A 14,972-nucleotide genomic window follows, 5' to 3' on the forward strand; every position below is an offset into this window, starting at 1 on the left:
ACCCTTACCTAATTCACCAGGTCCGAGTCGGGGGTTGTTCGTTTGACGCGCGGGAAGGGCTGCGGGCACTGCCCGGGAAGCCACACCGGCGAGCGGTCGTGCTTCGCCAGCGCGACCGTGAAGCCGCGGTCCTGGCTGCTCATCGAGCACCCGGGCCCCTGGCCCGAACGCATCGAGGACCTCGTCGGCCCCCCGCCGATCGCCGCCGCCGTCCGGGCCGCGGCCGCCGCCGGCGTCCGGCCCCAGCTGATCCGGCGCACCGGCCGGCGGCGCGCGGCCGCGTCCGTCCAGGTCTACCTCGCGTACTCGTACGGCCCGGACGTCTGGATCGAGGGGCGCCGGCTGGCCGACGCCGAGGAGCTGTCCGGCATCGACCTCGGCGCACTCGCGGCGGGCCGCCGGCCCGGGTTCGGCGAGCCGGTCGCCGAGCCGGTCCTGCTCGTGTGCACGCACGGGCGGCGCAACACGTGCTGCGCACGCACCGGCGCGCCGCTGGCCCGGTCCCTCGCGGCACGTTTCGGCGACCCCGTCTGGGAAACCACACACGTCGGCGGTGACCGCTACGCAGCGAACCTCGTATGTCTTCCCCACGGGCTCTACTACGGCGACCTCAACGAGACCGAGGCCGTGCGCGCGGTGGAGGCCTACCGGCGCGGGGACGTGACGCTGGAGCGCCTGCGCGGCCGGGCCGGGCTCCCCGAGCCGGCCCAGGCCGCGGAGCACTTCGTCCGCGCGCACACGGGCGTCCTCGGGGTGGACGCGGTGACCGTGACCTCGGTCACCGGCACAGACCGGTACGAGGCGGTCGTCGCCGTACAGGAACGTCGATACCAGGTCAGCATGGAGGCGATCGAGCAACCCGGTCCCTGTGGCCCGGACTGCCGGGAGAACGCGGGCACCTACATTGTTAGGGACCTCACCCTTCTCAACGAGGCGGCCCTCGTGTAATCTTCCGGAGGCCCCATTCGAGGGTCTCCCTGTCGCGCGGCCCCAGGATCCCGGATGTGAACCGGGCGGGGAACAGAGCGGCAACTCCAGACGTTGGACCATTCGGCGCTTCTGACGCTTGTCATCCGAAGCATGTCGAGCGTCCATGTCCCGAAATTGTTCGAAACCAATCAAGGTGGGTGTTCCATGGCTCAGGTACGTCGGCAGGCAAACCTCCCTCGTCCCAGCTGGGGCTGGCAGGACGCCGCGGCGTGCCGGGGGGAAGACCTCGTCCTCTTCTTCGGTCCCGACGGCGAGCGCCAGCCCGAGCGCGAGATCCGCGAGCGCAAGGCCAAGCAGATCTGCATGGGGTGCCCGGTCCGCACGGAGTGCCTGGACTACGCGGTGTCCCGGCCCGAGAAGTACGGCACGTGGGGCGGACTGAACGAGGACGAGCGCGCGTCCGAGCGCCGTCGTCGGATGCGCCGCGCCAACGCCGCCTAGCCGACCGGTCGCACGAAAAAGCTCCCGAAACGCACCCCGGCACGCCACCAAACGTCACGGCCCCGCGCATGCGGGGCCGTTTGCGTTTTCCGGGCGGACATCGCGCGGCACTACTCCATGGCGCAGCGCGCCGTGGCCTATTCCACCAAATTGTTTCCGAACCATTCCGAGCTGAGCCGCGCGACCTCTTCCAGGGCGCCCGGTTCCTCGAACAGATGTGTGGCGTTCGGCACAACGGTCAGTTCGTGCCCGGCGCCGCCCATCCGCTCCAGCGCCCGCCGGTTGAGCGCCAGCACCTCCGGATCGCGCTCCCCCACGATCAGCAGCGTCGGCGCCCGCACCGCGTCGAGGGCCTGCGCCGCCAGATCGGGCCGCCCGCCGCGCGACACCACCGCCGCCACGTCGTCGGGCCGTTCCGCCGCCGCGACCAGGGCCGCCGCCGCGCCCGTGCTCGCCCCGAACAGCCCGACCACGAGTTCCGGACGCTCCGCGCGCAGCCACGCCACCACCCGGGCGAGCCGTCCGGCCAGCATCGGGATGTTGAACCGCAGGTGCGCGGTGTGCAGCTCGGCGATCTCCTCCTCCGGCGTCAGCAGGTCGAACAGCAGCGTCGCGAACCCGTCCCCGTTCAGCGCCGCCGCCACCTGCCGGTTGCGGGGGCTGCGCCGGCCGCTGCCGCTGCCGTGCGCGAACACCACCGCGGCCCGCGCGCCGGCGGGCTCCAGCAGTTCCCCTTCGAGATCGACGTCTCCCGCCGGGAGCATCAGACCGGTCATCGACCCGGCCCCGGCCCGCCGACGGCCGGTTCCGCCGCGCGTTCCAGCCAGGTCAGCACGTCCCTGTCGGTGAGCTGGTCGAAGTCGCGGTACCACTGGCCGACGGCGCGGAACTCCCACGGCGCCGCCGGGACGACCACCTCGTCCGCCTCCGCGTCCATCGCCCGGACGGTCTCCGCCGCCCCGACCGGCACGGCCAGGACCAGCCTAGAGGGGCCGCGCTCCCGCAGCGCCCGCAGCGCCGCCCGCGCGGTGCCGCCGGTCGCGAGCCCGTCGTCCACCACGATCACCGGACGCCCCGCCGGGTCCGCCAGCGGGCGTCCGGCGCGGTAGGCCCACACCCGCCGCTCCAGCTCGGCCCGCTCCGCCGCCACGGTGTCCGCCAGGTCGTCCTCGGTCAGGCCGAGCTGGTCCAGCAGGTCGCGGTCGAAGACGGGCTCGCCGCCCTCCGCGATCGCGCCCACGCCGAGCTCCGGCTGCGGCGGGTATCCGATCTTGCGGGTCACCAGCACGTCCAGCGGCGCGCCGAGCCGGCGGGCGATCTCGTGCCCGACCGGCACGCCGCCGCGCGGCAGCGCCAGGACGATCGCGTCGCGCACGTCCGCGTCCCGCGCGAACAGCGGGACGAGCCGCTCGGCGAGCACCCGTCCCGCCTCGGCCCGATCCGCGTACGGCAACCGGACGGGCTCGCCGTTCCCCTGTCCGCCCTCCGCGGGCCTGTTCCAGGGCATGGGACCGCACCCCCCTCCGGGGTCGCGTGGAGCACTCGTCCGGTCCATACCCGGTTCACGCCCGCCGATCCCGTGACGGGACGGATCCGCACCCCCTCGGGCACCGATCAGCCCGTCAGCCGGTGGGCGCCGTCAGCCGGCCGTGCCCGTCAGCCAGCGGAGGGGGTTGTCGTGCAGGATCGTGCGGAGGGTGGCGTCGTCGGCGCCCGCCGCGCGGAGGGCGGGCACGAACACGTCGAAGAGGTGGCCGAACCCGACGCCCCCGTAGCGGGCGACGTGCGACATCCGCGACACGCCGGTGCTGATCAGGACCCGGTCGGCGTGCCCGGCCTCCAGGAGGTCCATGACGGCGCGGACCTGGGCGCCGATGGCGGCGTGGTCCTCCCCGGCGAGGACGAGGCTCCCGAACGAGACATAGGCGCCCGACTCGGCGATCTTGCGGTGCTGGGCGGGGTCGTCCACGCGGTCCTGGCGGCCGATCGCGACCCGGGCCGGGTCGACGTCCGCGCCGGTGAGGATCTCCAGCTGCGCGAGCCCGGCCCGGCCGTAGGTGGCGATCGACAGCCCCGAGTACCGGGCGGCCTGCGCGGCGGCCCGCAGGCACGCCTCCTCGGCCTCGCCGGGCGCCTCGCCCCAGGTGCCGATCTCGCCGATCACGCCGGGCAGCGAGCCCGTGCCGTCCAGCCCGAACCCGATCTCGGAGAGGAACCGCTCGGCGAGCTTCTCGACGCCGCCGGCACCGGCCAGGGCCTCCCGCACGTACGGCGGGTGGAAGGGCTCGGCGAACACACCCGTCCCGGCGACGACGGCGACCCGCGCGCCGGCGCTGATCCGGGCGAGCACGGCGGCGTCCCGCCCCATGCCGGCGCAGGTGAGGTCGATCACGAGGCCGAGGTCGTGCTCGGCGCGCAGCTCGGCGAGCTCCCGCTGGACGGCCTTCTCCTCGTCCAGGAACCGGCGCGCGTCGGAGTCGAGCAGCCGCGGGCGCTCCGGCCAGCGGAGGTCGAGCCGCAGGTGCTCGTGCGCGAGCACGGTGCCGGTGATCTCGGACGCCTCGATCATTCCGGTGACGGTGCGCAGCCGCGCCGGTTCATCCCGGGGGGTCATGACGCCGAGGTTACGACATGTTCAAACCACCTATACCGCTACGCGGCGGACTTTTTACCCGGCGTCTCCCCCGCCGCGCCGCCCGCGTCCTGCTCGCCGTCCCCGCCCGCCCTCTCCCGGACGGCCCGCGCCCGCGCCGTGTCGCCGCTGGGCCACAGCCGGTCGATCTCCGCGTTCAGCGCCGCGCCGATCAGCACCGCGAGCGCCGCCACGTACAGCCAGGCGAGGACGGCGATCGCCGCCGCGAGCGAGCCGTACACCGACACCCCGCTCAGCGACCCGCTCAGGTACAGCCGGAGCGTGACGCTGCCGACGATCCACATCAGCAGCGCGAAGACCGCGCCGGGCACCTCGCGCCACCAGGACGTCCGGACCGGGACGCTCATGTGGTACAGCATCGCCAAGAACATGATCGACAGAGTGACGACCACCGGCCAGTACAGCAGCCGCACCAGCCCGGCGCTCTCCGGCAGCACGTCGTGCACCAGCGTCGGGCCCGCCACCAGCAGCGGGATGAGGAACAGCATGACCAGCAGGCCGACCAGGTACAGGAAGAACGCCCGCAGCCGCGTGCGGACCACCCCGCGGACCCCCGACAGCCCGTAGGCGATCGTGATCGTGTCGACGTACACGTTCGTCGCGCGGGACCCCGCCCACAGCGACAGCAGGAATCCGGCCGACACGATGTCCGGGCTGCCGCCTTCGATCACATCGTCGATCAGCGGGATCACGACCGACTCCACCGCCGGGCCGGTCAGCGCCGTGCGGGCCTGCTCGATCAGCCAGCTCCGGACCTCGGCGACCGTGTCCGCGCCGAACGCGCCCCGGAAGTGCCCCATCGTGCCGATCAGCCCGATCACCAGCGGCGGCAGGGACAGCAGCGCGAAGAACGCCGCCTCGGCCGCCAGGCCCGTCACCCGGTACCGGAACCCGGTGATCGCGGTGCCCTTGGTCAGGGCCCAGGACGTCCGGCCGGCGGTGCGGACGAGGGCACGGGCGCGCGACGGCACGCCGGCCCCGGGCCGCCCCGGGCCGCCCCCCGCGGCCGGCTCGCCCGCCGGGGGGCCATCCGCTGCGTCCGAGACGATCGTCACACCGCCCCACCGTAGAGCGTCACCCGCCGGAACATGCCGCTCGACCCATTCCGTGATCCGTTTCCGTGCGTCGCGGCTCCATGATCTTCCCTTTCGCCGGGTGCCCGCACGGGTTCACCGGCACAAGCCCGTCCGGGTGCGGCCATACCCGGTCAGACGCGCGGGAACGTCGCCCAGCCCAAGATCACCCCTATCCGGAGACGCCGTTTGCCTTCATCGGCGACAATGGAGGGGTGATCTGCCAGCCGTGCCGCGACCGCCGCCACGACCAGTGCCGTGGCGGCTCCTGGTGTGACTGCCAGCACCAGCCCGCCCGCGAGGAGAAGAAGGACGACGGCGCCCCGTCCGGCGAGCCCCGGGTCAACTGGAGGCGGCAGGGATGACGCTTCTCACGCGTCCGCATGCCGGACGTCACTGGACAGCCCGCGAGACGGCATGTCACAGTTCAGGTATGACTGCTGCGGACCCGTTGCTGGCCAAGCGCCGGCACGTCGACTTCCTGCGCGTCCGCAGCGCGATCTGTCGGTGACGCCCCGACCACGCCCCTGAGGTTCTGCCACCCGGGCGCGTGGCGCATCGGCGTCGCCTTCGACTTCCTCCAGCTCAGTGCCGAGCCGGCCGTCTTGGACTGCCGGTGCGCCACGCGTCCCCGCCCCACAGATGAGGACGCGCGCCGTGCCACCCGCGATCAAGCCCAAGAAGGGCGAGGGCCAATGGGCCCTCGGCTACCGGGAACCGCTCAACAAGAACGAGGAGAACAAGAAGAACGACGACGGACTCAACGTCCGCCGCCGGATCATCGACATCTACTCGAAGACCGGTTTCGACTCGATCGACCCCGCCGACCTGCGCGGCCGGTTCCGCTGGATGGGCCTCTACACGCAGCGCAAGCCCGGCATCGACGGCGGCAAGACCGGCTCGCTCACCGACGAGGAGCTCGAGGACCGCTACTTCATGCTGCGGGTCCGCATCGACGGCGGGCAGCTGAGCGGTCCCCAGCTGCGCACGATCGCCGACCTGTCCGTCAGGTACGCGCGCGGCACCGCCGACATCACCGACCGGCAGAACGTCCAGTACCACTGGATCCGGATCGAGGACGTCCCGGCGATCTGGGAGGCCCTCGAGGCGGTCGGCCTGCACACCACCGAGGCGTGCGGCGACACCCCCCGCGTGATCATCGGCTGTCCACTGGCCGGGATCGCCGCGGACGAGGTCATCGACGCGACCCCGCAGCTGCGCGACGTCCACGACCGCTACATCGGCTCGCCGGAGTTCTCCAACCTGCCGCGCAAGTTCAAGACGGCGATCTCGGGCTGCACGGCGCACTGCACCGTCCACGAGATCAACGACGTGGCGTTCGTCGGCGTGGTGAACGACGAGGGCGAGACCGGCTACCAGGTGTACGTCGGCGGGGGGCTGTCCACGAACCCGATGTTCGCGCAGAGCCTCGGCGTCTTCGTCACGCCGGAGCAGGTCCACGAGGTCTGGAAGGGCGTCATCTCGATCTTCCGGGACTACGGGTACCGGCGGCTGCGCAGCCGCGCCCGGATCAAGTTCCTGGTGAAGGACTGGGGCGCGGCGAAGTTCCGCGAGGTTCTGGAGCAGCAGTACCTGGGGCGCGCGCTTCCGGACGGCCCCGAGCCGGCCGCCCCGCTCGCCCACCGCGACCACGTCGGCGTGCACCCGCAGCGGGACGGGAACTTCTACGTCGGGTTCGCGCCCCGCGTCGGCCGCGTCAACGGCGAGCTCCTCGGCGTCATCGCCGACCTCGCCGAGCGGTACGGGTCCGGCCGGGTCCGCACCACCGCCGAGCAGAAGATGGTCATCCTGGACGTCCCCGCGGAGAACACGCGGGCGCTGTCGGACGCGCTGGCCGCGCACGACCTCCAGGTCAACCCATCGATCTTCCGCCGCCAGACGATGGCCTGCACCGGCATCGAGTACTGCAAGCTCGCGATCGTCGAGACGAAGCAGCGCGCGATGGACCTGGTCGACGAGCTGGAGAAGCGCCTGCCCGACTTCGACCAGCCGCTGAGCATCAACATGAACGGCTGCCCGAACTCCTGCGCGCGCGTCCAGGTCGCCGACATCGGCCTGAAGGGCCAGCTGGTCATGGACGAGAACGGCGACCAGGTCGAGGGCTACCAGGTCCACCTGGGCGGGCAGCTCGGCGCCACGTTCGGCAAGAAGGTCCGCGGCCTCAAGACCACCTCCGCCGGACTCACCGACTACGTCGAGCGGGTCGTCCGCAACTACGACGCGCAGCGCGCCGACGGCGAGACGTTCGCCGCCTGGGTGAACCGCGCCGACGAAGCCGACCTCAAGTAACGAGCCGCCCGGGCCGCCCCCGGGCGGCCCCCGGCACCGGGAGCACAGCATGTCCGAACGAGCGGCACCGTTCTACTGCCCCTACTGCGGCGAGGAGGACCTCGAACCGCTGGAGCAGGCGGGGGCGTGGTTCTGCCGTGACTGCGTCCGCTCGTTCCAGCTGAAGTTCCTCGGTGTCGGAGCCCCCCGCGCAAAGGAGACCCACCAGTGACGCTCCTGGAGACCGACAGACCGACACTCGACCTCGAGGACATCGTCGAATCCGCCGCCGCCGCGCTGGAGGGCGCCCCCACCCTGGAAGTGATCCGGTGGGCGGTCGCCACGTTCGGCGACCGGATCTGCCTGACGTCCTCGATGTCGGACGCGGCCCTGATCCACCTCGTGTCGAAGGTCAAGCCCGGCATCGACGTCCTGTTCGTCGACACCGGCTACCACTTCGCCGAGACGATCGGCACCCGCGACGCCGTCGAGGCGGTCTATCCGGTCAACGTCATCAACGTCCAGCCGTCCCGCACGGTGGCGGAGCAGGAGGAGGCGCTCGGTCCGCGCCTCCACCGCCGCAACCCCGACCTCTGCTGCCACCTCCGCAAGGTCGAGCCGCTCGGCCGCGCCCTGGAGGGCTACATGGCGTGGTTCAGCGGCATCCGCCGGGACGAGACCAGCACCCGCCGCGACCGCCGCGTCGTCGAGTGGGACCGCAAGCGTGGCATGGTGAAGGTGAACCCCATCCTGGACTGGACCCAGGAGCAGATGGACGACTACATGGCCGACAACGGGGTGCTCGTCAACCCGCTGCACTACGACGGCTACCCGTCCATCGGCTGCGCCCCCTGCACGAGCCCCGTCGCGCCCGGCGAGGACCCCCGCAGCGGCCGCTGGAAGGGCATGGGCAAGGTGGAATGCGGTATCCACCTGTGAGCGTCCCCATGGTGGCGGTGGCGCACGGGAGCCGGGACCCGCGCGCCGCCGCGACCGTCACCGAACTCCTGGCCGCCGTCAGGACCCGTCTGGACGCGCCCGTCCACGCGTCCTTCCTGGATCACGCGGCGCCCAGCCCCGACCGCGTCCTGGACGGCCTGGACGCGGACGAGGCCGTCGTGCTCCCCCTCCTCCTCACCGCGGCGTACCACAGCAAGACCGACATCCCCGGCATGCTGCGGCGCGTCCGCAACCCGCGCCTCCGCCTGCACACCACCCCGACCCTGGGCCCGCACCCCCTCCTGATGGCGGCCCTGGAGCGCCGCCTGGCGGAGGCGGGCGTCCAGGCCGGCGACCCCGACACTGCCGTCGTGCTGGTGTCGGCCGGGTCCAGCGACCCCGCGGCCAACGCCACCATCGCGCGCCTGGCGCGCGACTGGCGCGGCCGGGGCTGGTACGGCACCGCCCCGGCCTACGCCTCGGCGGCCTCCCCGACCCCCGCGGAGGCGATCGCGGCCCTCCGCGCGGCGGGCGCCCCCCGCGTGGCGGTGGCGTCCTACTTCCTGGCGCCGGGCTACTTCACGGACAAGGTCCGCACCGCGTCCCTCGCCGCCGGCGCGACAGCGGTCACCGACCCCCTGGGCGCCGCCCCGGAGGTCGCGGACCTGATCGTCCACCGCTACGGCGAGACCCTGGCGGCCCCTCTCCGGGCCACCGCCGTGTGACGTTCGGCCCCGGCGCCACCGGGTATGCGCCCCTGCATGGACGAGCGAGAGGACACGGGCCACGAGCCCGCCGTGACCCACGACCGCGACTTCGCCCCCGTGAACCAGGGCTCCGACGCCCGGGGCCGCACCACCGGGACCTCCGGCCCCCGGAACGTCCCGGGAGCGCGACCGGACGACGAGGACGAGCCCCTCAGCGGCACCGGAACCCCCTCGGTCACCAGGGAGCACCCCGACTCGCTGCCGCCGACCGAACGCGGCGTGCAGGAGGCCGAAGCCCACGACGACAGCCGCTGACGGGCCGCACGTGATTCCGGTCGCGACTTGTTGACGATCAATCCAACGTCCCCCTACCGTCGCTCCCGAGACGGAGGGGGTCCGGGTGGAAGCGCGGTCCGGCCTGCGCGTCCGGCGCCGCGGCCGTACCTTCGGTCTCAGCAACCGCGATCTCACCCGTTGAAAGGAATCCCGATGGCCCTTCTCCGCACCGCCGGGCTCGCCCTCGCCGCGACCGGCGCCGCCCACTTCGCCGCCCCGCAGGCGTTCGCTTCGATCACGAAGCAGGCGTTCCCGACCGACACCGACGCCTGGATCAAGCGCAACGGCGCCACCGAGCTCGCCCTCGGCCTGGCCCTGACCGCCGAGAGGACCCGCAAGGCCGGCCTCGCCGGGCTGGCCGCGTACACCGTCTGGCTGGGCGCGCGCACCGCGATGAACCGCTGAGCCGCGCTCTCCGGCCCCGCGCTCGCGGTACGGCGGCGTGGGGCGGAGGCGGTCAGTGCCTGTTGCGGCGCCAGCGGCGCAGCGGGGTCAGGTTCTCCTCGTCCACGATCTTGACGTCCCCCATGACGGCCTGGGCCGCGACGCGGACGACCGGGACGCGCGCCCCCGGACGGGCCTCGCGAACCTTCACCTTGCGGTCACCGAGAAAGGCGTAGCCGGTCAGCTGGACGTCGATTCCGTCCGGCACGATGATCTTCACATCGCCCATGACGGCGGTGGCGCGGATGACGACCTCGCCCGTGGGGACCTGGGCCCCGCGCAGGTCGATCTCGACGTCGCCCATGACGGAGAGCGCCTCGAGGGGGCCGTCGATGCGGCCGACGATGCGTTCCTTGCAGTCGCCCATGACGGCGGTGAAGCGGCGCTTGACCTGGGCCGGCGCCGGGTCGGCGCCGGGGGCGCCCATGCCGGGCAGGTCGGCGGTGATGTGCTCCAGGTCGCCGCGGGTCACGGCCTGGAACGCGGCCTCGGTGCGCTCCGTCAGCTCCTCGAAGGTGAGCCTTCCCTCCACCGACGCGACCCGGAGACGCTCGATGACGGCCTCGCGTTCGGCGTCGGACGCCCGCACGTCCTGGGGGGCGGGCCGCCCGCCCGGGAGCGGCTGAGGGCTGGACTGACTCATGGTTTCGAAGGTATGCCCCCCGCGCCGCCGGGCAATCCGCCGCGCGGACGAGATCGCCCCACCCCTGAGGAGGATGGTCTGAGTTCGTGGCCGGGTGTGGACCCGAACCCCGCTCTGTATTCTGCGGGCAGCGGAAGGAGCGGCGCTGTGACGCACGAGGTGTTCAACCAGGTTCCCCCTCTCACCGGGCACGATGTCGCGGACGACGCCGTCCTGCTGGCGGGGCTCGAGCGGGAGGGCGCCGGGTGGGCGGCGGCCGAGGTGCACGAGATCGGCCGGCTGGCGGGCACCGCGAAGGCCCAGGAGTGGGGGCGGCTCGCCAACGAGCACCCGCCCGTCCTGCGCACGCACGACCGGTACGGGCACCGGATCGACGAGGTCGAGTTCCATCCGGCCTGGCACGAGCTCATGAACGTCGCGGTGACGAACGGCCTGCACGGCGCGCCCTGGGCCGACGACCGCGCCGGCGCGCACGTGGCGCGGGCCGCGAAGTTCTACACCTGGCGGGTGGACGCCGGGCACGGCTGCCCGATCTCGATGACGTACGCGGCCGTTCCCGCGCTGCGGCAGGAACCCGAGCTGGCCGCGCGCTACGAGCCGCTGCTGGTGAGGCGCGAGTACGACTTCGGCCTGCGCGCGCCGCTGACGAAGAACGCCCTCCTGGCCGGCATGTCGATGACGGAGAAGCAGGGCGGATCGGACGTCCGGGCCAACACCACTCAGGCGGCGCCCGCGGCCGACGGCACCTACCGCCTCGTCGGGCACAAGTGGTTCACCAGCGCGCCGATGTGCGACGTCTTCCTCACCCTGGCGCAGGCGCCCGGCGGGCTCACCTGCTTCCTCGTCCCCCGCGTCCTGCCGGACGGGACCCTCAACCCGCTGCGGCTGATGCGCCTCAAGGACAAGCTCGGCAACAAGTCCAACGCGTCGTCCGAGGTCGAGTACGAGAACGCCGTCGCGTGGCGGGTCGGCGACGAGGGCCGCGGCGTCCGCACCATCATCGAGATGGTCAACATGACCCGGCTGGACTGCGTGATCGGCGCCGCCGCCGGGATGCGCCAGGGCCTCATCACGGCCGCGCACCACGCCGCGCACCGCAAGGCGTTCGGCGCGTACCTGATCGACCAGCCGCTGATGCGCAACGTCCTCGCCGACCTCGCCATCGAGTCGGAGGCCGCGACGGCGGTGATGCTGCGGCTGGCGGGCGCCACCGACCGGTCCGCGCGCGGCGACGCGGCGGAGTCGGCGTTCAAGCGGCTGGGCCTCGCCGTCACCAAGTACCAGGTGTGCAAGCGGTGGCCGTCCCACGCGGCGGAGGCCCTCGAATGCCTGGGCGGCAACGGTTACGTGGAAGAGTCGGCAATGCCCCGCCTCTTCCGCGAGAGCCCCCTGAACTCCATCTGGGAGGGTTCCGGGAACGTCGCGGCTCTCGATCTTCTACGGGCAGTGGCGAGGGATCCCGAGACGCTGGAGGCGTTCTTCGCCGAAGTCGAGCTCGCCGGCGGCGCGGACGCGCGCCTGGACGCCGCCGTCCGCCAGGCCAAGGACGACTTCACCGATGTCACGACCGCCGAGCAGCGCGCCCGCCGCATCGCGGAGCGCCTCGCCCTTGCGCTTCAGGCATCCTTGCTGGTCAGGCACGGCCACCCCGCCGTGGCCGACGCGTTCTGCGCCACCCGCCTCGCCGGCGACTGGGGCACCGCCTTCGGCACCCTCCCATCCGGCCTCGACCTCGATCCCATCATCGAACGCGCCACCCCCAAGATCGGCTAGCCGCCCTGCGGCAACGCTCGGGCCGGTTCTGAGAGGGCCTCGATCGCGAACGCCGGACCGCGGACGGGTCTCCCGCCTGGACGGGTACCCGGTCCGCGGTCCCTCGCACGCGGCGGCGGGTGGCCGGCGCCGACGTCTCAGCGGTACGCGCGCTGCGCTTCGGCGATCCGCTGGACCGTGTTGTCCGGTGGCTGCTGCCGCTGGATCCAGGCCGCGGCGGCGGGGAACTGCACCGCGAGGGCGCACAGGAGGCGGAGCTCGATGGGCGCCAGGTTGATCTCGGCCTGGTCGCGGACGATCGCCCGGATCACCGCCGTCGCCACCTGGTCCGAGCTGACGGTGCGCATGCCCTTCGCCACGGGCACGCCGGTTTTCGCGAACATGCCCGCGTCGCCGACGATGCCGGGCTGGATCATGGAGACGCCGACCCCGGTGCCGTGCAGGTCCTGCCGCAACGCGTGCGCGAAGCCGCGCAGCCCGAACTTCGTCGCGCTGTACAGCGACGAGTACGGGGTGGTGAGCATCCCGGCGACCGACCCCATGAACACGAGGTGGCCCTTTCCCGCCCGCACCATCGCGGGGGTGAGCAGCCGGGTGAGCATGATGGAGGCGCGGAGGTTCACCATCAGGGCCCGGTCCACCTGTTCGGGCGTGTAGTCGAACAGCTCCCCGCTGGCGGGCTTGCCGGCGTTCGCCACGAAGATGTCCACGTCCCCGCACGTCTCGGCCAGGTCGGCGACGTCCAGCGGGTCCGCCAGGTCGGCCGGCACGCACCGCGCTCCCAGATCCTTCGCGAGGCTGTGCAGAGCCTCGCTCTCCCTGGCGGTGAGGACGAGGTCGGCGCCCAGATCGATCAGCCGCCGCGCCAGCACCTGGCCGATACCGCCCGTGGCACCGGTCAGCAGAACGGTCGCTCCAGCGATCTTCATGCCCATCACGCCCTTTCCAGAAAACGGATCGCACCGAAGAATCCGATCACCGACCACGCGGCGAGGATGATGTAGCTCATCGGATCGGCGTCGAACGTCGTATGCGCCAGTGAGGCCCGCATGACCTCTGCCATGTGGTAGATCGGCAGCACCTGGTGCACGGCCTCCAGCCATCCGGGCAGGCGGTCGATCGGGAAGTTGATCGGCGAGAACATCAGAGCGGTGAAAGCGATCAGCTGCGACAGCGCCATCGCCAGCTCCGCCTGCATCACGAACGAGTAGCCGTAGCCGATGGCGAAGCTCGACAGCACCATGAGGACGAAGCCGGGCACGACCATCCAGGACACCGCGTATCCGGGCTCGAAGAGCAGGTGCGCCACGAAGACCGAGATGATGATCGCCGGAACCGTGACCATGGCCCAGATGCCGACGTCCGCGATGAGGAAGGACTTGCGGCTGACCGGCAGCGACTTCACGAAGTCGAGGTAGCCGGCCAGCCGCGCGCCGGCGTTCTGCATGGGGACCGTGACCAGCGCGGTCATGATCAGCACCATGGTGGGCGCGCCGGTCGCGAGATAGAGCATCTCGGACTTCTCCGGCGACGGGATCAGGTACGAGAAGCCGATCGCCACCCCGAGGGCGATGAGCACCATGATCAGGGTGAACACCACCAGGTAGCTGGCCTGCTTCCGCAACTGCAGTTCGGCCACGTACGCGAGTTGGCCACCCCTAGGCATTGGATACCGCCTTCGTCGCGCCGACGAGTTCGATGTAGCTGTCCTCGAGAGTGATCTCGGTGAGTGCGTACCTGCCGAGACGCCGTTCCCTGTGCTGCTCGGCGGCCCACTTCAGGGCCTCGGAGGCGAGCGTGCGGTCGAACGTGAGCGTGAGCTCCGCCTCGGCGATCTTCATGTCCTCCGCCCAGTCCGGCTTGGCGAACTCCTCTTCGCCGGCCGCGGCGGTGGCCTCGAGCTTCATCCGGTTCCGGGCCGTCTCGGCCTTGATCTGCTGCACGTTGCCCTGGACGAGGACCTTGCCCTTGTCCAGCACCGCGACCTCGTCGACCGCGCTCTCGGCCTCGCGGATGTTGTGCGTCACCAGGAGCACGGCCGTGCCGTCGCGGGTCAGGCCGCGAATGGCGTTCCACAGGTAGCGCCGCCGCACCGGATCGACGTCGTTGGTGGGCTCGTCCAGGATGACCGCCTTGCCGGGGCAGATCGCCGCCATGCAGAACCCCGTGAGGCGGAGCACCCCGCCGGACAGCTCCTTGCCCGGGACGTCCGCCCATTCCATGATGTCGAGCTTCTCGAAGAGCTCGTCCGTTCGCTCCCGCACCTCATGGGCGCTCACGCCGCGCAACTTCGCCATGATGCGCGTGGCGGCGCGAGGGGTCAGCTCGCCCAGCGGGGTCTTCGACTGGGGCTGGACGGAGCACAGGTAGCGTCCCCGGTTCGGGTTCTTGACGATGTCCTCCCCGGCGATGACGAGCGAGCCCTTGTCGGGCCTCAGCAGACCCAGCAACTGGTTCACGATCGTCGTCTTGCCCGCGCCGTTGTGCCCGAACAGCCCGAGCACCTCGCCGCCGTCAACGCGCAGGCTGACGTCGTCGTTGGCCACCGTCCGCTTGCCCCTGGACTTGTAGGTCTTCGTCACGTGATCCATTTCGATCACTGCCATCGTTGATCCTCCGCCGTTCGCCGTTGGATCCGTCATCGAGATACATCGCGACGTGAGTCATGAACAAGATATATCTCA

At 71.9% G+C, this 14,972-nt stretch carries 18 protein-coding genes; 10 read left to right on the forward strand and 8 right to left on the reverse strand.

Going from position 1 to position 14,972, the window contains the following annotated elements:
• Positions 1-42 precede the first annotated feature (42 nt).
• Together IE99_RS0108445 and IE99_RS31040 are read left to right on the forward strand one after the other, a co-directional pair.
• Positions 43-948 carry a ferredoxin family protein gene (locus IE99_RS0108445; protein ID WP_030166242.1) on the forward strand — a complete coding sequence of 302 codons (906 nt, stop codon included), beginning with the start codon at positions 43-45 and terminating at the stop codon, positions 946-948.
• A gap of 186 nt (positions 949-1,134) precedes the next feature.
• Positions 1,135-1,431, forward strand: a complete 297-nt coding sequence (locus IE99_RS31040) for a WhiB family transcriptional regulator (RefSeq protein ID WP_021600082.1) — start codon at positions 1,135-1,137, stop codon at positions 1,429-1,431.
• Between the two features lie 137 nt (positions 1,432-1,568).
• On the opposite strand, the gene IE99_RS0108455 is transcribed toward IE99_RS31040, so the two are convergent.
• The 4 genes from IE99_RS0108455 to IE99_RS0108470 form a co-directional block, all read right to left on the reverse strand.
• Positions 1,569-2,207: a dienelactone hydrolase family protein gene (locus tag IE99_RS0108455; RefSeq protein WP_030166248.1), complete on the reverse strand. Its 639-nt coding sequence runs from the start codon at positions 2,205-2,207 to the stop codon at positions 1,569-1,571.
• Positions 2,204-2,938, reverse strand: coding sequence for a phosphoribosyltransferase (locus IE99_RS0108460; protein WP_211258759.1), 735 nt, complete (start codon positions 2,936-2,938; stop codon positions 2,204-2,206). The genes IE99_RS0108455 and IE99_RS0108460 overlap by 4 nt, the downstream gene beginning before the upstream one ends.
• A 132-nt stretch (positions 2,939-3,070) precedes the next feature.
• Positions 3,071-4,045: a phosphotriesterase family protein gene (locus IE99_RS0108465; protein WP_030166254.1), complete on the reverse strand. Its 975-nt coding sequence runs from the start codon at positions 4,043-4,045 to the stop codon at positions 3,071-3,073.
• Between the two features lie 38 nt (positions 4,046-4,083).
• The gene (locus IE99_RS0108470; RefSeq protein ID WP_051712340.1) at positions 4,084-5,055 is read right to left on the reverse strand and encodes a YihY/virulence factor BrkB family protein; all 972 of its coding nucleotides are present in this window, start codon (positions 5,053-5,055) and stop codon (positions 4,084-4,086) included.
• 317 nt (positions 5,056-5,372) lie between these two features.
• On the opposite strand from IE99_RS0108470, the gene IE99_RS31745 reads away from it, so the two are divergent.
• The 7 genes from IE99_RS31745 (at position 5,373) to IE99_RS0108500 (ending at position 9,833) form a co-directional block, all read left to right on the forward strand.
• On the forward strand, positions 5,373-5,522 hold the full coding sequence (locus IE99_RS31745) for a hypothetical protein (protein WP_157610142.1): 150 nt from the start codon (positions 5,373-5,375) through the stop codon (positions 5,520-5,522).
• Positions 5,523-5,799: 277 nt separating this feature from the next.
• Positions 5,800-7,467 (forward strand): nitrite/sulfite reductase, encoded by a 1,668-nt coding sequence (locus IE99_RS0108475; protein WP_030166258.1) that lies wholly within the window; start codon positions 5,800-5,802, stop codon positions 7,465-7,467.
• A 49-nt stretch (positions 7,468-7,516) separates the two neighbouring features.
• Complete coding sequence (locus IE99_RS0108480) at positions 7,517-7,678, forward strand: hypothetical protein (protein ID WP_030166260.1); 162 nt, start codon at positions 7,517-7,519, stop codon at positions 7,676-7,678.
• The gene (locus tag IE99_RS0108485) at positions 7,675-8,385 is read left to right on the forward strand and encodes a phosphoadenylyl-sulfate reductase (protein WP_030166262.1); all 711 of its coding nucleotides are present in this window, start codon (positions 7,675-7,677) and stop codon (positions 8,383-8,385) included. The genes IE99_RS0108480 and IE99_RS0108485 overlap by 4 nt, the downstream gene beginning before the upstream one ends.
• Positions 8,367-9,110 carry a sirohydrochlorin chelatase gene (locus IE99_RS0108490; protein WP_030166264.1) on the forward strand — a complete coding sequence of 248 codons (744 nt, stop codon included), beginning with the start codon at positions 8,367-8,369 and terminating at the stop codon, positions 9,108-9,110. The genes IE99_RS0108485 and IE99_RS0108490 overlap by 19 nt, the downstream gene beginning before the upstream one ends.
• A gap of 36 nt (positions 9,111-9,146) precedes the next feature.
• The gene (locus tag IE99_RS0108495; RefSeq protein WP_030166266.1) at positions 9,147-9,407 is read left to right on the forward strand and encodes a hypothetical protein; all 261 of its coding nucleotides are present in this window, start codon (positions 9,147-9,149) and stop codon (positions 9,405-9,407) included.
• Between the two features lie 174 nt (positions 9,408-9,581).
• Positions 9,582-9,833, forward strand: coding sequence for a hypothetical protein (locus IE99_RS0108500; RefSeq protein WP_030166268.1), 252 nt, complete (start codon positions 9,582-9,584; stop codon positions 9,831-9,833).
• 52 nt (positions 9,834-9,885) lie between these two features.
• Here IE99_RS0108500 and IE99_RS0108505 read toward each other — a convergent pair whose 3' ends face one another.
• On the reverse strand, positions 9,886-10,515 hold the full coding sequence (locus tag IE99_RS0108505; protein WP_245623117.1) for a DUF1707 SHOCT-like domain-containing protein: 630 nt from the start codon (positions 10,513-10,515) through the stop codon (positions 9,886-9,888).
• 147 nt (positions 10,516-10,662) lie between these two features.
• Here IE99_RS0108505 and IE99_RS0108510 point away from each other — a divergent pair, with 147 nt between their 5' ends.
• The gene (locus IE99_RS0108510) at positions 10,663-12,288 is read left to right on the forward strand and encodes an acyl-CoA dehydrogenase family protein (protein ID WP_030166273.1); all 1,626 of its coding nucleotides are present in this window, start codon (positions 10,663-10,665) and stop codon (positions 12,286-12,288) included.
• 137 nt (positions 12,289-12,425) lie between these two features.
• Here the strand turns inward: IE99_RS0108510 and IE99_RS0108515 are convergent, their stop codons facing one another.
• Genes IE99_RS0108515 through IE99_RS0108525 form a run of 3 tightly spaced genes read right to left on the reverse strand, consistent with a single transcriptional unit; the run spans position 12,426 to position 14,894 of the window.
• The gene (locus IE99_RS0108515; protein ID WP_030166276.1) at positions 12,426-13,217 is read right to left on the reverse strand and encodes an SDR family NAD(P)-dependent oxidoreductase; all 792 of its coding nucleotides are present in this window, start codon (positions 13,215-13,217) and stop codon (positions 12,426-12,428) included.
• A gap of 5 nt (positions 13,218-13,222) precedes the next feature.
• A complete protein-coding gene (locus IE99_RS0108520; RefSeq protein WP_030166280.1) occupies positions 13,223-13,954 on the reverse strand; it encodes an ABC transporter permease in 732 nt (243 codons plus the stop codon).
• Positions 13,947-14,894 carry an ABC transporter ATP-binding protein gene (locus IE99_RS0108525; protein ID WP_030166283.1) on the reverse strand — a complete coding sequence of 316 codons (948 nt, stop codon included), beginning with the start codon at positions 14,892-14,894 and terminating at the stop codon, positions 13,947-13,949. Before IE99_RS0108525 ends, IE99_RS0108520 begins: the two co-directional genes overlap by 8 nt.
• Positions 14,895-14,972 lie beyond the last annotated feature (78 nt).

The sequence above is a fragment of the Spirillospora albida genome (assembly GCF_000718255.1).
Classification (GTDB): Bacteria; Actinomycetota; Actinomycetes; order Streptosporangiales; family Streptosporangiaceae; genus Spirillospora; species Spirillospora albida.